General features: G+C 59.9%; 17 protein-coding genes and 1 pseudogene. 7 read left to right on the top strand and 11 right to left on the bottom strand.

Annotated elements, in window-relative coordinates:
* Positions 1–143: 143 nt before the first annotated feature.
* Together QA644_RS33155 and QA644_RS33160 are read right to left on the bottom strand one after the other, a co-directional pair.
* Positions 144–293, bottom strand: a complete 150-nt coding sequence (locus QA644_RS33155; RefSeq protein ID WP_283073218.1) for a replication initiator protein A — start codon at positions 291–293, stop codon at positions 144–146.
* Complete coding sequence (locus QA644_RS33160; protein ID WP_283073219.1) at positions 287–631, bottom strand: replication initiator protein A; 345 nt, start codon at positions 629–631, stop codon at positions 287–289. Before QA644_RS33160 ends, QA644_RS33155 begins: the two co-directional genes overlap by 7 nt.
* 53 nt (positions 632–684) lie before the next feature.
* On the opposite strand from QA644_RS33160, the gene QA644_RS33165 reads away from it, so the two are divergent.
* The 3 genes and pseudogenes from QA644_RS33165 to QA644_RS33175 all read left to right on the top strand — a co-directional run.
* Positions 685–1,407: a GntR family transcriptional regulator gene (locus QA644_RS33165; protein ID WP_283074080.1), complete on the top strand. Its 723-nt coding sequence runs from the start codon at positions 685–687 to the stop codon at positions 1,405–1,407.
* A 46-nt stretch (positions 1,408–1,453) separates the two neighbouring features.
* Entirely contained in the window at positions 1,454–2,641 is a 1,188-nt protein-coding gene (uxuA, locus tag QA644_RS33170) for a mannonate dehydratase (RefSeq protein ID WP_283073220.1), read from the top strand.
* Positions 2,642–3,188: 547 nt separating this feature from the next.
* Positions 3,189–3,326, top strand: a pseudogene (locus QA644_RS33175) (helix-turn-helix transcriptional regulator); the annotation flags it as partial.
* A gap of 163 nt (positions 3,327–3,489) precedes the next feature.
* Here the strand turns inward: QA644_RS33175 and QA644_RS33180 are convergent.
* Genes QA644_RS33180 through QA644_RS33190 form a run of 3 tightly spaced genes read right to left on the bottom strand, consistent with a single transcriptional unit; the run spans position 3,490 to position 6,434 of the window.
* Complete coding sequence (locus tag QA644_RS33180) at positions 3,490–4,260, bottom strand: FadR/GntR family transcriptional regulator (RefSeq protein WP_074072933.1); 771 nt, start codon at positions 4,258–4,260, stop codon at positions 3,490–3,492.
* A gap of 54 nt (positions 4,261–4,314) precedes the next feature.
* The gene (locus tag QA644_RS33185; protein ID WP_194731813.1) at positions 4,315–5,412 is read right to left on the bottom strand and encodes a Gfo/Idh/MocA family oxidoreductase; all 1,098 of its coding nucleotides are present in this window, start codon (positions 5,410–5,412) and stop codon (positions 4,315–4,317) included.
* Positions 5,413–5,423: 11 nt separating this feature from the next.
* A complete protein-coding gene (locus QA644_RS33190) occupies positions 5,424–6,434 on the bottom strand; it encodes a Gfo/Idh/MocA family oxidoreductase (RefSeq protein WP_194731814.1) in 1,011 nt (336 codons plus the stop codon).
* A gap of 257 nt (positions 6,435–6,691) precedes the next feature.
* Here QA644_RS33190 and QA644_RS33195 point away from each other — a divergent pair, with 257 nt between their 5' ends.
* From QA644_RS33195 to ugpC, 4 genes are all read left to right on the top strand, one after another.
* Positions 6,692–7,969, top strand: coding sequence for an ABC transporter substrate-binding protein (locus tag QA644_RS33195; RefSeq protein WP_283073221.1), 1,278 nt, complete (start codon positions 6,692–6,694; stop codon positions 7,967–7,969).
* A 101-nt stretch (positions 7,970–8,070) separates the two neighbouring features.
* On the top strand, positions 8,071–8,994 hold the full coding sequence (locus QA644_RS33200) for a sugar ABC transporter permease (protein WP_092588209.1): 924 nt from the start codon (positions 8,071–8,073) through the stop codon (positions 8,992–8,994).
* Positions 8,987–10,075 carry a carbohydrate ABC transporter permease gene (locus QA644_RS33205; RefSeq protein ID WP_283073222.1) on the top strand — a complete coding sequence of 363 codons (1,089 nt, stop codon included), beginning with the start codon at positions 8,987–8,989 and terminating at the stop codon, positions 10,073–10,075. Before QA644_RS33200 ends, QA644_RS33205 begins: the two co-directional genes overlap by 8 nt.
* 9 nt (positions 10,076–10,084) lie before the next feature.
* Positions 10,085–11,161, top strand: coding sequence for a sn-glycerol-3-phosphate ABC transporter ATP-binding protein UgpC (ugpC, locus tag QA644_RS33210; protein WP_194731817.1), 1,077 nt, complete (start codon positions 10,085–10,087; stop codon positions 11,159–11,161).
* 30 nt (positions 11,162–11,191) lie between these two features.
* Here the strand turns inward: ugpC and QA644_RS33215 are convergent, their stop codons facing one another.
* The 6 genes from QA644_RS33215 to QA644_RS33240 all read right to left on the bottom strand — a co-directional run bounded on the left by QA644_RS33215 (position 11,192) and on the right by QA644_RS33240 (position 15,572).
* Positions 11,192–12,106, bottom strand: coding sequence for a DMT family transporter (locus QA644_RS33215; RefSeq protein ID WP_283073223.1), 915 nt, complete (start codon positions 12,104–12,106; stop codon positions 11,192–11,194).
* Between the two features lie 94 nt (positions 12,107–12,200).
* The gene (locus QA644_RS33220) at positions 12,201–12,833 is read right to left on the bottom strand and encodes a LysE family translocator (protein WP_283073224.1); all 633 of its coding nucleotides are present in this window, start codon (positions 12,831–12,833) and stop codon (positions 12,201–12,203) included.
* 117 nt (positions 12,834–12,950) lie between these two features.
* A complete protein-coding gene (locus tag QA644_RS33225; RefSeq protein ID WP_283073225.1) occupies positions 12,951–13,595 on the bottom strand; it encodes a CDP-alcohol phosphatidyltransferase family protein in 645 nt (214 codons plus the stop codon).
* Positions 13,595–13,984 carry a hypothetical protein gene (locus QA644_RS33230; protein WP_074072942.1) on the bottom strand — a complete coding sequence of 130 codons (390 nt, stop codon included), beginning with the start codon at positions 13,982–13,984 and terminating at the stop codon, positions 13,595–13,597. Before QA644_RS33230 ends, QA644_RS33225 begins: the two co-directional genes overlap by 1 nt.
* Complete coding sequence (locus QA644_RS33235; RefSeq protein ID WP_022713030.1) at positions 13,981–14,931, bottom strand: phosphatidate cytidylyltransferase; 951 nt, start codon at positions 14,929–14,931, stop codon at positions 13,981–13,983. Before QA644_RS33235 ends, QA644_RS33230 begins: the two co-directional genes overlap by 4 nt.
* On the bottom strand, positions 14,928–15,572 hold the full coding sequence (locus tag QA644_RS33240; protein ID WP_239603471.1) for a lysophospholipid acyltransferase family protein: 645 nt from the start codon (positions 15,570–15,572) through the stop codon (positions 14,928–14,930). Before QA644_RS33240 ends, QA644_RS33235 begins: the two co-directional genes overlap by 4 nt.
* Positions 15,573–15,653 lie beyond the last annotated feature (81 nt).

A 15,653-nucleotide genomic window follows, 5' to 3' on the forward strand; every position in this document is an offset into this window, starting at 1 on the left:
TGGCAGGCGGCAAAAGGATTCCGCTTGGCAAGCCTCGGCCGGCGTGATTCACTGCGGGCACGGTACAGGCTGCGAAGCCGATAACCGTAAAGGGTTAGGATGCCACCATGGAAACGTGGTGGCATCCGCCATTCAGGCGCGCTTCAAACGCGTTTAGCCTTCCCAGCCGACCTGTGTCCCGTTTTCAGGGAATAAAAGGCCGTCGTGTCGCCGGCGGCCTTGCGCGCAAGCCGGTAGATGAAACGAGCGAGCGGCCGTGACAGCAGGAAATAGTCCGGATTGAGCGTCAGCATGGTCGGCTTTCCATCGGGGCGCACGAGCCCGGGATCTCGATCTCGACCTGGTCGACCCGATCCTGGTTGGTACGGCTGACCACCTTGTAGCGGCCGATCAGGGGGAAGGTTTCGGTCGCGCGCCGGTCCCGGCCCTCACGGCCACCCTTGAGGTTGGTGATGCGGATATTTGTCGCCGGCAGCCGCGCGAGGGCGCGTTCCAGATCCTCGTACTGCTTGCCGCCAAGTTCGCGCCGGCAGAACTTGAGGATTTCCGCTGGGGCGGAATGCTCGGCTTGAGGCCTTTGGCCTCGTCGATGCGGAAGCGCCGTGTGGCACCTCTCGGCGCGCCTTGGCAACAGACTTCGATTGATATACTAGTATGCAACACGAAGTCATGTTCAGGCAGTCCATGCGGCAGGCGTCCAGTTCCGAAGCGATCGATTTTCCGGCTCTTTTGGAAAGACCGGCGAAGCTTCGCCGCGTAACGACGGCGGATGCGATCTTCGAGAGGCTTCATGCCGACATCGTTTCGCTGCGCATGCCGCCGGGAATTGCGCTTCAGGAAAAGCGCATCGCCGAGGAATTCGGCGTCAGCCGCACGCCGGTGCGTGAAGCGCTGCTTCGTCTTGCCGAAGGTGGGCTCGTGGAGATTTATCCGCAGTCCGGCACCGTCGTTTCGCGTATCCCCGTATCGGCAATCCCGGAAGCGGTTGTCGTTCGCAAAGCACTGGAAGGCACGACCATCGAGAGTGCTGCCAGGATGGCCACGCCGCACCACATTGCCAGGCTCGATGCCATCATCTTCCGGCAGAAAGCGCTTGCCGCCCTCGGCGACGTGTCCAGCTTCCATGAAGAGGACGAGGCCTTTCACGAGGCGATAATACAGATCGCCGGCTATCCCGGTATCTGGACCATCCTGAAAACGGTCAAGGTGCAGATCGACCGAGCTCGGCGGCTGACGCTTCCGGCCCTAGGGCGTATGGACAATGTGGTTCCCGAACACTGTGCTATCCGCGATGCGATCGCAGCCCACGATGCGGAAGCCGCCCGCAACGCCATGCTTCACCATCTGAGCGCCGTCATCCCCGATGTCGCGGAGCTTCGAACACGTTATCCCGATTATTTCTGCTGAAGCAGCCGGCAGAACCATAAGCAACGAGACAGCAAGGAGGAAACAGATGCGGCAAGGTTGGAGATGGTTTGGGCCTGAGGCTCCCGTCACCCTGGACGATGTACGCCAGACGGGCGCGACGAACATCGTTTCCTCGCTGCATCAGGTGCCGATCGGCCGCGCCTGGACGGAAAGCGAAGTCAGCGAACGCAAGGCCATGATCGAAAACACGCCGCCCGGCCGCTCGTCCCTCACCTGGTCCGTCGTCGAGAGCATTCCGATCCCCGATGCAGTCAAGCGCAAGGGCGGCCAGGCCAAGGCCGAAATAGAGGCTTGGATTGCAAGCCTCGAAGCCGTCGCCGCCTGTGGGATCCCGATCATCTGCTACAACTTCATGCCCGTAGTCGACTGGACACGCACCGAGCTCGACTACGAGATACCAACGGGCGCGACCGCCATGCGCTTCGACCACGAACGCTTTGCTGCCTTCGACCTCTTCGTGCTGCAGCGTCAGGGCGCCGAAAAGGAATATTCAGCGGACGACCGGAAACGCGCCCGCGATGTCTACGAGGCTATGCCGGAAGCCGAGATCGCCGAGATCACACGCATCATAACCTCGGCGCTGCCCGGCTCGACAACCGAGCCTTTGACCATTCCCGGCTTCCGCGAAAAGCTTGCCGCCTATGCCGGCATCGACGCCGCGAAGCTTCGCCAGCACCTCATCGAATTCCTTCAGGCCGTCACACCTGCCGCCGAAGCGCGCGGCGTCAAGCTGACGCTCCATCCGGACGACCCGCCGCGTTCGCTCTTCGGCCTGCCGCGCATTGCCTCGACGGCAGACGACTACGGCGCCCTTTTCGAGGCCGTACCATCAAAGGCCAACGGCATGTGCTACTGCACCGGCAGCCTCGGCGTGCGTGCCGACAACGACCTGCCGGCGATCGCCCGACGCTTTGCCTCGCGCATCTACTTCGCGCATCTGCGCGCCACCAAGCGTGAAGGCGACGGCCGCTCCTTCCATGAAAGCGCACATCTGGAAGGTGATGTCGATATGGTCGCGGTTCTCAAGGAACTCGTGGCCGAGGACGGCAAGCGCAGCCCGAAAGACGAAATCGTGTTTCGCTCCGACCATGGTCACCGTATGCTGGATGATCTGAACAAGACCGTCACGCCAGGCTATCCCGCGATCGGCCGCATGCGCGGACTGGCGGAACTGCGCGGCATCCTGCACGCGCTCGGTGCCAAACCATCCTGATCGTGAGAGAGCCCTCCAGGCCCGCCATTTCGATTTTCGCAGGTTGCTTTTCCTCGTTTTGTCTCACCGGAATTTCGGCTCGATGAAAGCGGGAAATTTTTGCGGGTCATATAGCTCTTGCGGCTCGAATCCGGCACGGATGCTATGGCTGGCGTGGGTGGTCTTGGTGTCGTGCTGCGCCATTTTGGATTCAGACCAAAACGAAGACCGCCATCCATTGCCCACTGCACTCTCTATTGTACCATCATAGGGGTTTATTTTTTTACTTCAGCGCATTAATTGACCCATTAAAGGGGATTAAACATGCGCCTGACGCTTCAAGTTCATGACAATGGCGAATGGCGTGGGGCCGCAACCCTACAACTTCAAGACGAAGCAGCTGGCTATGCGGGCGCCTCGGTCATTGACTACGATCTCGATTACTTTGTTGAGGCAGCTTCTGTCGATTTTGCCAATGGAAAAGCTGTTTGCGACCATCGCGCCCTATCCGTCCGCTATCCCGTAGACCTTAAAAACCGATACAGTCGCCACTGGCCACCCTTCCTGACAGGTTGCCGAAATCGAAACCGGCACAGGAAACCCGACTCTAGAGACGCTAGAGAAGATCTGCAGGCTATTCGGCTTCGCTGTTGGATTTGTACCGAAAACGCCGCGCGACGATGAGCCAGGATCACCCCTGGGGTAAAGCCTGGTTCAGGAGCAGGCTGTTAGCGCACCCGACTGTCTGTCGACTGTCTGCCCATTTGGCAGCCGCTCATGTGCGTTCTACCGGACAGGAGAGCCAATCGGAATCCCTGCCGAAAGGCTGGAGAAGGTGGGCGTTGAACCCAGAACCCTTGACCATACCGCTAGCGCGATTTTCCATCATCCGCCTGCATGACTTCCGGCGCAAACCGTCCCCTTTCGTCAGCTTCCATCAACTCGTTACTGACGTTGCGGATGTGGCGCGCCATCGCCTTGTAGGCGGCGTCGGGATTGCGCAGACGCAGAGCCGTCAGGATTGCATGGTGATCGCCGATCCAGAGCGGGCGCACGCTTGGCGCGTGGATATGCTCATGCAGTTTTTTCCACATCAGCGACTCGTCGCGCTGAACCCAAAGCGCCTCGACGATTGAAACGATGATGGCATTACCGGTCATGCGCGCAATCGTCACATGGAAATCGCGGTCGCCCTTTTCGTTGTTTAAGGTGACGTCGGTCTCATGCTCCATCTGAGCGATACAGTCCTCGAGCACGGCAATATCGTAATTCGTCGCGCGTTCGGCCGCCATGGCGGCGGCACTCGCCTCGACTGCAAGCCGGGCTTCCAGAAGTTCGAACGGGCCGGGGCCGGCATCCGCACTGATCTTGTCAAAATTGACCTGATTGCCGCGGACCGGCAAAACGACGATGCCGGCCCTGCCCTTGACTTCGACCAGGCCGCGCATCTCCAGAGCAATAACCGCCTCGCGCACGACCGGGCGGCTGACTTCGAGTTCTTCGGCAAGCTCGCGTTCGGAAGGCATGCGCCAGTCCGGGTTCTTGGCGTTTGCCTCGATCATGCGCGCAATACGGCGTGCGACGATCTGATAAAGCCGCTGCTCCCCCTGAAGCCGAAGCGCTGGTACGGCTGCCCCCATGATACCTCCTTGCGGCGCCACCCTTAAGACGGGTGACGCATGTCTGTTTGGCGCTCAGGCGCTGGCGGCCATACGCCGCTCTTCGTCCGGAAGCCACGAGTGGTAAAGCGGATGCTCGGCGGTGATCGGCAGCGGCGTCGGCTTGCCGGTGCGCTGCGAATGATAGGCCGCCGTCACCAGTTCCAGCGAATTGCGCGCGTCCTGCAGCGTCACCGGCGGCTCCTTGTCTTCGATGATCGCCTGATGGAACAGCTCGAACTGGCGGGTATAGCCGTCTTCCTTCACTTCGTAGCCGGCGAGCGCTTCGTCGACACGCTTCTGGTGCTCCTCGGTGCCTGCGATGAAGCTCCACGGATCGCGACCCATCGTATAAGGTTCGAGAATGCTTTCGGCGACGAGATCATGGAAGCAGAAGCGCAGGCGCGAGATCTCCTTGCGTGAGCCGAGCGTCATGGAAAGTGCCGCCAGCGATCCGTTCTGCATCTTGACGGAAAGCGCCATCGTATCTTCGACTTCGATCTTGTTTACCAGCGTCGCGCCATAGGCAAAGACTTCGGCGCAGGCGCCATGCACATAGTTCAGCATGTCGTGCGCATGGATCGCGTGCCCCAGCAGGCCGCCGCCGAGCTCGCTCTTCCACTTTCCGCGCCACGGAACTTCGTAGTAGGCAGGGCCACGCCACCAATGGGTCTCGATCGTCGTCAGGAAGGGACGCCCGGTCAGACCAAGTTCGATCAGCAGCTTCAGCTTCTGAAGACCGGAGCCGTAGCGATACTGAAAGATCGGCATGAGTTTCTTGCCGCCGGAACGCGCAACAATGCGGCTCATCTCGTCGACGTCGGCAATCGAGCCGAAGAGCGGCTTTTCGCAAATCACATGTTTTCCCGATTCGATGCCCTTCTTGCAGAGTTCGAAATGAGAATCCGGCGGCGTCGAAATATCGATGATGTCGAGATCGTTGCGGACAAAGAGGTCGTCGACATTCTGAGTATATTCGCCAATGCCATGCATTTCGCAAAGTTCGCGGCCGCGTTCTTCGTCCAGCGAGCAAAGCACCGGCACGTCGAAAAGGTCCTTGTTCCAGTCGTAGCCGATCAGATGGCGCGAAGCGATGCCCGCACCGATTACGCCAACGCGCAATTTCTTCGTCATGATATCTCCTCCTATCGTCCGCCGAGCCGGGAAGCCTTGGCCTGCGCCTCAAGCGAAAGGCGGCAGACCTCGTAGACGTGCGCCTGCGTCATCGCCGTTTCCGTGCGATCGCGCACATCGGCGGTGAATGCTTCAAAATAGTCGAGCTTCTCGCTGCTGCAGTCGATGTAGGTATTTTCCTCGCCGTTCACGAGGAACAGATGATCCTTGCCGGGGCGGCCGGAAATATCGATGTATTTGCGAAGCTCGATATAGCCTTTGGTGCCGAGAATGGTCAGACGTCCGTCACCCCAGGTCGGCAGCGCCTCGGGCGTAAACCAGTCGACGCGGACATAGCCGGACGCCTTGTCGGAGCGAAGCAATACCTCGCCGAAGTCCTGGAATGCCGGTTTCTCCGGCATGCCGAAGTTGCCGATTGCGCTTGCGACGACTTCGCCGCTCGTCGAGCCGGTATAGAAGAGAAACTGGTCGATCTGATGCGAGGCGATGTCTACGATGATGCCGCCAAAGGCTTCGGGATCGAAAAACCAGTCCGGCCGCGTCGGCAGCTGCAGCCGGTGCGGTCCCATGCCGAGCGTCTGGATGACCTTGCCGATCGCACCTTCCTTGACGAGTTTGGCTGCTTTGACCGCCGAGCGAACGCAATGGCGCTCCGAAAAGCAGATCGAGAAGATCTTGCCTGTCTCGGCGACGGCCTTCTTGACCTCCTCCAACTGCGCAAACGTCGTGACGCCCGGCTTGTCCGTCATCACGTCCTTGCCGGCCCTCATGGCGCGGATCGCAAGACCGGCGCGATCGCGCGGAATGGCGGAGATGCAGATGACGTCGATGGACGGATCGGCGAAAATCGTCTCGCGGTCGATCTGCGGCGCATCCGGATATGTCTTCTTGAAATTTTCGAGCAGCGCCGGAACAGAGGTCTTCGGGCAATAGCCGACGAATTCTCCACCCGCCGCTTGCAATCCCTTCACATGATCAAACGTGTGCGGATGGTCGATTCCGACAACGGCAAATCTCAGCATTTTAGTCTCGTCCTCCTGCAAAAGCCGTGGGAGCTGCGGCTTCTCGTCTCCTGATAATTGGTCAAACCAGACACTCAAAGCTCGAACCTGTCAAGAATGTTTTTGCAAATGGAACTGCGGCAAACCAGCCACATTAGCACTGGTTTTGGCAAAAATTCTTTCGCCTTGCCGGTTGACAATCTGGTAAGTCCAGACATGTTTATGGCAGATCGCCACCCCGGGCGGGAGGCCCGTCGCGATCGCTGGAGGATCTGGATATGAAACGCACCCGCATCGGCTTGTGGGCGGCCTCGACGCTGCTTGCAGCCACGGCGCTGACGGGTATTGCCCAGGCGCAGGAACTCACCGTTTTTTGCGACGATATCGGCTTCGGCTGCCTGACCATGGACCCGGTCGTCAAACGATACGAATCCGAAAATCCAGGCGTCAAGGTCAAGCTCGAGACCGTTCCCTATCAGTCGCTCGTCGAAAGCCTGCCGGTGCAGCTCGAATCCGGCGAGGGCCCCGATGCGGCGATCATCACCGACCTCGGCGGCCTCAGCCGTTACTATCTCGACCTGACGCCTTATGTGAACGCCGCGAATTTCGAGAAGGAATACAGCCAGACCCTGCAATGGCTGCGTGGCTCCAATCCGACGAGCAAGGCAATCAACGGCATGCCGACGACGCTCACCGTCAATGGCGCCTATGTCAATCTCACCTTGTTCGAGCAGGCGGGCGTTCCGGTTCCCAAGGAGGGCGCAACCTGGGCCGAATGGGCCGAAGCGACACGCAAGGTGGCCAAGGCGACCAACACCGAATACGCCATGGAGATGGACCGCTCCGGCCACCGCTTTGCAAGCCTTGCCATCAGCTACGGCGCCGAATTGGTCGATGACCAGGGCAAACCGGTTGTCGACAAGGGGCTGAAGGATGCCGTCGAACAGTTCGTGGCATGGCACAAGGACGGAACAATGCCGATGGACCTTTGGGGAGCGGTCGGCGGCGCAACGCATCGCGAACTCTTCTCAGATTTCCTGAATGCCAAGACCGTGCTTTACTTCGGCGGTTCCTGGACGCTCAGCCAGATGGACAAGGAAGTCGGGGACCTCTTCGACTGGCAGGTGGCACCTGCGCCCTGCGGGCCCTCATCGTGCACCGTCATGCCGGGCGGCGGAGCGCTCGTCGGCTTCAAGCATACCAAACAGCCCGAAGCGGTCGGCAAGCTGATCGACTATATCGCCCAGTCGAAGAACAACGCCGAAATCGTCTCGGCGGCCGTGGAGATTCCGGCGGCAAAATCGCTAATCGAAAATGGCGTGACCTATCCGGGCGCCTCTGAGCGTACGCAACAATCACTTTCGACCTTCATCGCCCAGATCCCGAAAATGGCGCCGGCCGCCTATCGCTTCCAGGGCTGGCGCTATCAGCGTGCCATGATGAACGCGCTGACGACGCGCATCAGCCAGGTCCTGAATAGCGAATTGGAGGTCGATGCAGCACTTGACCGTGTCAAGCAGGATGTCGAGCTCGCCATCAAGGCGGCCGGCCAATAGACAGGATGATCCGGAAGGAGAGCGGTATGGCCACAAGGGCTCGACTTGCGACAGTTGCCGGCGGCATCATCCTCCTGCCGGCAAGGCTCGCCGAGCCTTTGATGACGGGCCTGCAAAAGATCCTGGGCATCCGGCGCATGCCGTGGGTCTTTCTTCTGCCGAACCTCCTCGCCGTTTTGTTTTTCTCGCTCCTTCCGGTCGCAATCAACGTCTTCTATTCGGTCACCGGCAGCGACCGTCTTTATCCGAGCGAGCGACCCTTCATCGGATCTGTCAATTACGAAACGCTGTTCGACTGCACCAACTACCTCGACGCATCCACCTGCTCGAGCGATCTCTTCTGGCGGGCGCTCGGCAATAGTCTCGTCTTCGTGCCGATCCAGGTGATCTGCATGATCGGCGTCGCGCTGCTTGCCGCTGTCTGCCTCAACCGCGAGATCCGCGGCCGCGGCTTCTTTCGCGCTGTCTTCTTCTTTCCCGTCATGCTTTCGCCTGTCGTCGTGGCGTTGACCTGGCAGTGGATCCTGCAGCGCAACGGCGCGTTGAACGGCATCCTAACCTGGCTCGGACTTTCGCCCGTCAACTGGCTGGTATTTCCAAATACCGCCTTCTTCTGGTCGGTCTTCGTCACCGTCTGGGCGCATATGGGCTTTTACACGATCATTCTGCTTGCCGGTCTGCAGTCGATCCCGCGCGATGTCTACGAAGCTGCCAAGATGGACTCCGCCACCAACTGGCGGGTCTTCACGCGCATCACGCTGCCGCTTCTAAAGCCCGTCCTGCTCGTCGTCTTCGTCCTCTGCGTCATCCGCTCGGTCCAGACCTTCGATGAGCTCTACGTGCTGACAGGCGGCGGCCCCGGATCTGCGACGATGCTGATCGTCCAATATATCTACGAGGTCGGTTTCGCCGTGCAGCCTCGCAATTTCGGTCTCGCGGCCGCGGCCTCGCTGCTGCTCGGCGTCGTGCTCTTGATCTTCACCGGCCTGCAGCTGCGCCTGTCGAGGAATTCGCAACATGGCTGACGTTGCCCTGTCCAAATCCGGAGCTCCCATGCGCGGTCTGCTCTTTGCCCGGCGCGGGCGCAACAGGCTCGACGTTACCGATTGGCTCACCTATGGCTTCCTCGTCCTTGGACTGCTCATCATGTTCACGCCGGTTGCCTGGGTGGTCCTGTCTTCTTTCAAGACGCAAGCCAATCTGCAGGAATTTCCGCCGAGCATTCTGCCCTATTCCAGCGAAACAGCCGTGGTTGAAGGTTTCGACCAGCCGCTGCCGCTCTTCGACGTAACCTTGAAGGACGGCACGAAGGCGCGGCTTGCGCAGATCCGCCGTGTCGGCAGGAATGCGCAGATGATCAATCCCGACAACCCTGGCGCCGGCCGTGTCACCGTTGCCGTGACCGATGCCGTCCCTGTCCGCAAGGTGCGGCTTGCGACCGAGAACTACACCAACCTGGTCGCAAGTTCCGGCCAGGCGATGGGCCGCTATGTCTATAACAGCCTGTTCATCACCACTGTTGCGACCATTATCACGCTGGTGATGAATTCCATGGCTGCCTTTGCGCTTTCGAAGTACCGTTTCGCAGGCAGCAGCGTCGCCTTGATCTCGATCCTGTCGACGCTGATGATCCCGGCCACCGTGGTTCTCGTGCCGACTTACCTCATCGTTGCCGAGCTCGGCCTTGTCGGAAATCTCTGGGGTGTCATCCTGCCGACCGTCGCGACGCCGACCGGCGTCTTCCTGCTACGCCAATACATGCTGACGATCCCTGACGAACTGATCGAAGCAGCGCGCATGGATCATGCGAGCGAGTGGCGCATCTTCTTTAGGATCGTCCTGCCGCTTTCCAGCCCGGCGCTTGCCGTTGTGGCGATCTTCTCGATCCTGTCGCGCTGGAACGACTTCCTGCTGCCCTTGATCGTCCTCAATCGCCGCGAGGTCTATACGCTGCAGCTGGCGCTCAACTCTTTCCAGAGCGAGTTCGAGGTCCGTTACGATCTGATGCTCGCCATGACGACCCTAACGGCGCTGCCGCTTGCCTGCGCCTTTATCTTTCTGCAGCGTTACATCACCACCGGCATCGCATCCACGGGCATCAAGTGAGTTTCGTTCATGGCAAACCTCGTACTTGAAAATGTCAACAAATCCTTCGGCACGCTGCAGGTGATCCCCGATATCAATCTCGATATCAAGGATGGCGAATTCGTCGTCTTCGTCGGCCCGTCCGGCTGCGGAAAGTCGACGCTGCTTAGAATGATTGCCGGGCTCGAAGAGGCAACGGGCGGCGACATCCGCATTAACGGCGAAACCGTCATCGACACACCGGCGGCCGATCGCGGCGTCGCCATGGTCTTCCAGTCCTACGCTCTTTATCCCCACATGACCGTTCGCCAGAATCTGAGCTTCGGACTTGAGAATATCCGGATGCCGAAAGACGAGATCGATCGCCGCGTTGAAGCAGCCGGCAAGCTTTTGCAGATCGACACGCTGCTCGACCGGCGCCCCCGCCAGTTGTCCGGCGGTCAGCGCCAGCGCGTCGCAATCGGTCGCGCCATCACCCGCGATCCGAAGATATTCCTCTTCGACGAGCCGCTTTCCAACCTCGATGCGGAACTGCGGGTGCTGATGCGTGTCGAGATTACCAAGCTGCACGAGCGGCTCGGCAATACGATGATCTATGTGACGCATGACCAGATCGAGGCGATGACGATGGCAGATAAGATCGTCGTCCTTCGCAAGGGCGTCATCGAGCAGGTCGGTGCGCCGCTTGATCTTTATAATCGCCCGCACAACACGTTCGTTGCCGGCTTCATCGGCTCGCCGCGCATGAACCTCATCGAAGGGACAATCGGCACTTCGACCAACGGGACGCTCGCCTTCGAGTGCGCCGGATTGCCGCCTTTGGAATTGCCCCTTGAAGCCGGGCTTGCAGCCGGACGGAAAGCAACACTCGGTGTGCGGCCCGAAGATTTCCTGGTCGGTGAAAGCGGCTGGCCAGCCGAGGTCGCCGTTGCCGAACAGCACGGGGCCAACAGCTACCTGCATTGCACCCTTCCAAACGGCGAGCCGATCCTGGTGCACCAGCAGGGCCAGAGCCGGGTCGCGCGCGGCGATGTCCTCAACATCGCACCCCGCCCGGGCCATTGGCATCTGTTCGATGAAACAGGCCTGCGGATCAAAACCGACTGACCCTGCCGGGACAATCCTTCGACTGAACGCTCAATGTCCGTCCGGCGCAACCGCGTCCGGCGTGATCGTGTCCCTGAGGTTTTTCCGGTGGAAGATGAAAAGTCCTGCAACGACGATGATCGCCGCGCCGATGAGGATCTGCATATCGGGTACATCATCGAAAAAGATCATGCCAAGCACGATCGCCCATATGAGCAGCGTGTATTGCAGCGGCGCCAGCAGCGATGCGGGCGCAAGCTTCAGCGATCGGGTAATCAGCAGGTGGGCGCAGGAGGCGACGACGCCCAGAAGCAGCATGCCTGAGTAGTCGAGAAGCGTCGCCTGACGCCAATGGCCGATACTGAGAACGATCCCGGCAATGAGAGCAGCGATCGTCTGCCAGGTGACGAGCGTGGTGTCGCTTGTCGCACGCAAGGAGCGGTTCATCACCAGCGTCAGCGCGAAGGCGAGACTGCCCGTCAGACCGAAAAGAGATGGCAAGGACAGCATCGCAGATGATGGACGGAGCGCTACGACGACACCGGCAAAGCCGATGAAAACCGCAAGCCAGCGGCGCCAGCCGATCTTCTCGCCGAGGAAAAAGTGCGAAAGCGCGGCGACATAGATAGGCCCCGCCATATAGAAGGTCATGACATCGGCAAGCGGCAGATAGGCGACGGCCGCATAAAACAGGCTGACATCGCAGGTCGTCATGATGACGCGCATCACCTGCTGCCCCTTTTGCTCGACATTGAAGAGCTGCCGCGTCCCTTGCCGGATGATCATCGGACCGAGCACGATGAAGGCGCCGACCGAGCGGATCACCAGCACCTGGCCGACGGCGAAACTCGCAACCAGCCATTTGCCCATCGCATCGTTGAGCGCAAAAAGGAAATCGCCGAGCAGCATCAACAAGACGCCCGTCAAGATCACGTTCGAACTGACGGCAACGGCACTGCGTTTCATCCTGACATTCCTTGATACGACACCGCGAGGCAGCCGAGCGCGGCTTCCGCTTTAACAGCACCGATGTCAAGGTCAGGGTGAAGCTTAAAGCGTATCAGCGGCGCGATTCAAGCGCCATGCGAACGGCAAGTCCTCCAAGGACGGTTGCCATCAGCATGCGCTGCGCCCGCATCCAGACCGGCCGTTCGCCGAGAAAAAGCGCGATGGACCCGGCAGAAAGGGCGATGAGTGCGTTGACGCTGACGCTGATCGCGATCTGCGTAAAGCCGAACGCGATCGATTGCACAAAGACGCTGCCGACCTCCGGGTTCACGAATTGCGGCAGCAGTGAGAGATAAAGCATGGCGATCTTCGGGTTGAGCAAGCTGGTGACGAAGCCCATGGCGAAGAGCTCGCGATTGGTATCTCGCGGAAGGTCGCGAATGTGAAAGGCCGAGCGGCCGCCGGGCCTTAACGCATTCCAGGCAAGCCAGGCAAGATAGGCGGCGCCTGCCAACCGAAGCGCATCATAAGCGAGTGGCACGGCGAAGACCAATGCCGTAATCCCGAGCGCTGCCGATAGCATGTAGAAGACGAAACCGAGTGCCACACCGCCAAGCGAGATCAATCCGGCCGCCGGTCCCTGGCATATCGAGCGCGATACGAGATAGATCATGTTCGGCCCGGGCGTCAGCACCATGCCGAGAGCGATAAGGCCAAAGGCAAGCAGACTTGCAAGTTCGGGCATGACGGATCTCCGGCTCGATCGCCTAGTGATGAAGGAGCCCCTGGCACGCCGCAAGAGTGGAATTGTACGGATGACAATTTAAAGCCGCAGCAACTGCCGCCCACGGCACAGCCGTTGTCAGAGCGGAGTTTTCATGGACCGGATCAAGCGCAAGCTGCGTCGGACTGCGGTTGCGGCGGCACCGAGAAGCACGATCCAAAGCCCGAGCCAAAGGACATGGTTTTGCAGATCCCAGTAAGGTTCGCCGATCGAAATGACAGCAGCCATGGTGACGATCGCCATGCGGTGCTGCTTGGCCATCGGGCCTGAAAAATCACTGCCGTGGCCCGTCGCCCGGCCAAGCTCGCGCACATAGGCGGTCAGCACTGCGAATGCTGCAGCCGCCCAGCCAAGGCCGGGATGGCCGATACCGAGACCGATGCCGGCAAAAATCAGGATGTCGGCGGCGCGATCTGGAAATTCGTTCCAGAACGGCCCGTCGGCTTCTGCCTTGCCTCCTTCGACCGCCACCATGCCGTCAAAGAGATTGCAGAGAAGCCTCACCTGGCAAAAAAGCGCCGCAAGAGCGAGAAGGACCATACGCGAATAGCCGGCGTCGCGTCCGGCGACAAAGAACAGGAGACCGGCGATGAAGGCGGCGGCGATGCTTGCCTGCGATATCTGGTTCGGCGTGACGGATCTCGCCGCGATCTTCTGCGCGATCGCCTTTGCCCACCAGCTGTTCCGGCTGTTCAACGGCCGGCGATCTTCAGTGTTCGTCATCACTTACCTTTCCCGGTCAAAAGAGAATAGTTGTAAATCGCCGCATAGCTGGTGGAGACGGCAAGCGGCACCGCAACGGTCCTCAATATTTCGGGTGTTGCGGCGAGTGCGTGGATGGCGATGAGAATGCTTGCAGAACCGAGGCAGGCGATGAGAGGCGGCGCAACGAATGCGGCAGAGCCTTTGAAGCGCTTCGAAAATGTTTCGACCGCCGATTTCAAGAACAAGGTGAGGCAGGCAGACAGCGCGCCCTGAACGACGCCGGCAAGCAGCATGCGCGGCAGCGGATGGACGCGATTGGCAAACAGCGCCCAGCCTCCCATCGCGAGAAAGGCGAAGGTCACATGAACGGTGCTGCTGCGTCCAAGCCGTGCGACCCAACCACTCATGTCAGCGACCACCAGTAGCGGACAAGATGAAAGAAGATCGGCGCCGAAAACACCACGGAATCGAGCCGGTCGATCAGTCCGCCGTGACCCTCGATCAGATTGCCCCAATCCTTGACGCCCCGGTCGCGCTTGATTGCCGACATCACCAGACCGCCGAAGAAGCCCATCAGCGTGATGACCAGCGAAAGCAGGCCCGCCTGCAAGGGCGTAAACGGTGTGATCCACCAGAGCGACGCCCCGATCAAAGTCGCACTGGCGACACCGCCCGCAAAGCCCTCAACGGTTTTCGACGGCGAGAGTTTCGGGGCGATCTTCGTTCGCCCGAAAAGCTTGCCCCAGACATACTGCAAGACGTCGCTGAGCTGCACGACGATGACCAGAAATGCGATGAGAAGAACGTTGCGGTCCTCATAGCCGGGAATGTTCAACGTCAGCAGCGCCGGCACGTGCGAAGCGCAGAAGACGCAGATCATCAGGGCCCATTGCACTTCGGCAATGCGGATGAGGAACCGTTCGGTATCGCCCCGGAGCACGGAAATGATCGGCATCAGCAAAAACGCGTAAACCGGTACGAAGATCGAATAGATCCCGTATTCTTCAGCCCACAGCAAATAATACTGAATGGGAAGCACCACGAAGAAGGCCGAGGCGAGCGCCCAGTGATCAGCCCGCTTCGTGTTTGTCAGCGTGATGAATTCTCGAAGTGCCGCAAAGGAGCAGAAGGCGAAGAGAATGATGACACCGGCACGACCCGCCAGAAACGCGACGCCGATGAAGATCACCATGATCCACCAGGCCTTGATGCGCGCATTCAGGTTCTCGACGGCGCTATTGGAGCCATCCGGCGAAAGACGCCGATGCAGGACATAGCCAACCAGTGAGGCAAAGATCAGCACGGCGAAAATGCCGAGCACGAGCGTAATAAGATCGGACCGCGCGTCGTTCATTCGCTGCCGCCTGAATGTTTTGGAGAAAGGGAAATCAAGGCGGCCCTTGCCCTTGCCAGGAAGCCGTCCTTGGTCTCGCCGGGTTCAAGCCGTATCGGACTGCCGAAGGTTACCGTGCAGATCAGAGGAATCGGCACGATCTCGCCTTTTGGCATGACGCGATTGAGATTGTTGATCCAGACCGGCACGAGATCGATCCCCGGGCGCACTGCGGCAAGATGGAAGAGGCCGCTCTTGAAAGGCAAAAGCGGCTCGTCCGTCTGGTTGCGCGTGCCTTCCGGAAACAGGATCAGCGACGAGCCGGCATCGATTGCCGCCGCCATCTGCTCGACCGGATCCTGCGTGCGCCTTTCACGGTCGCGCTCGATCAGCACGGCATTGAAGACTTCGCGGCCAATGAACGTGGTGAGCGGCGATCTCAGCCAGTAGTCTGCCCCGGCCACAGGCCTTGCTTGCCCGCGCAGACGCGGCGGCAGGACCGTCCAGATCAGAATGAAATCGCCATGGCTCGAATGGTTGGCAAAATAGATGCAGCGCCGGGGCGGCAAACCGTCATTCGCCCAGATCGCCCGCACAGCCGTGATCGCGCGGGCAAACAGCACGATAGCGATCGCGACAGGCTTTGCGATCAGGCTGTGCATCTGCTTCATCGAGCCCAATTCCCGCATTCAGGATTGCAGGAACGTAGCTGCGTTTTGGACAAATCGGAAGACGGTTGGAAA

Source organism: Rhizobium sp. CC1099 (genome assembly GCF_029714385.1).
Lineage (GTDB): Bacteria > Pseudomonadota > Alphaproteobacteria > Rhizobiales > Rhizobiaceae > Rhizobium.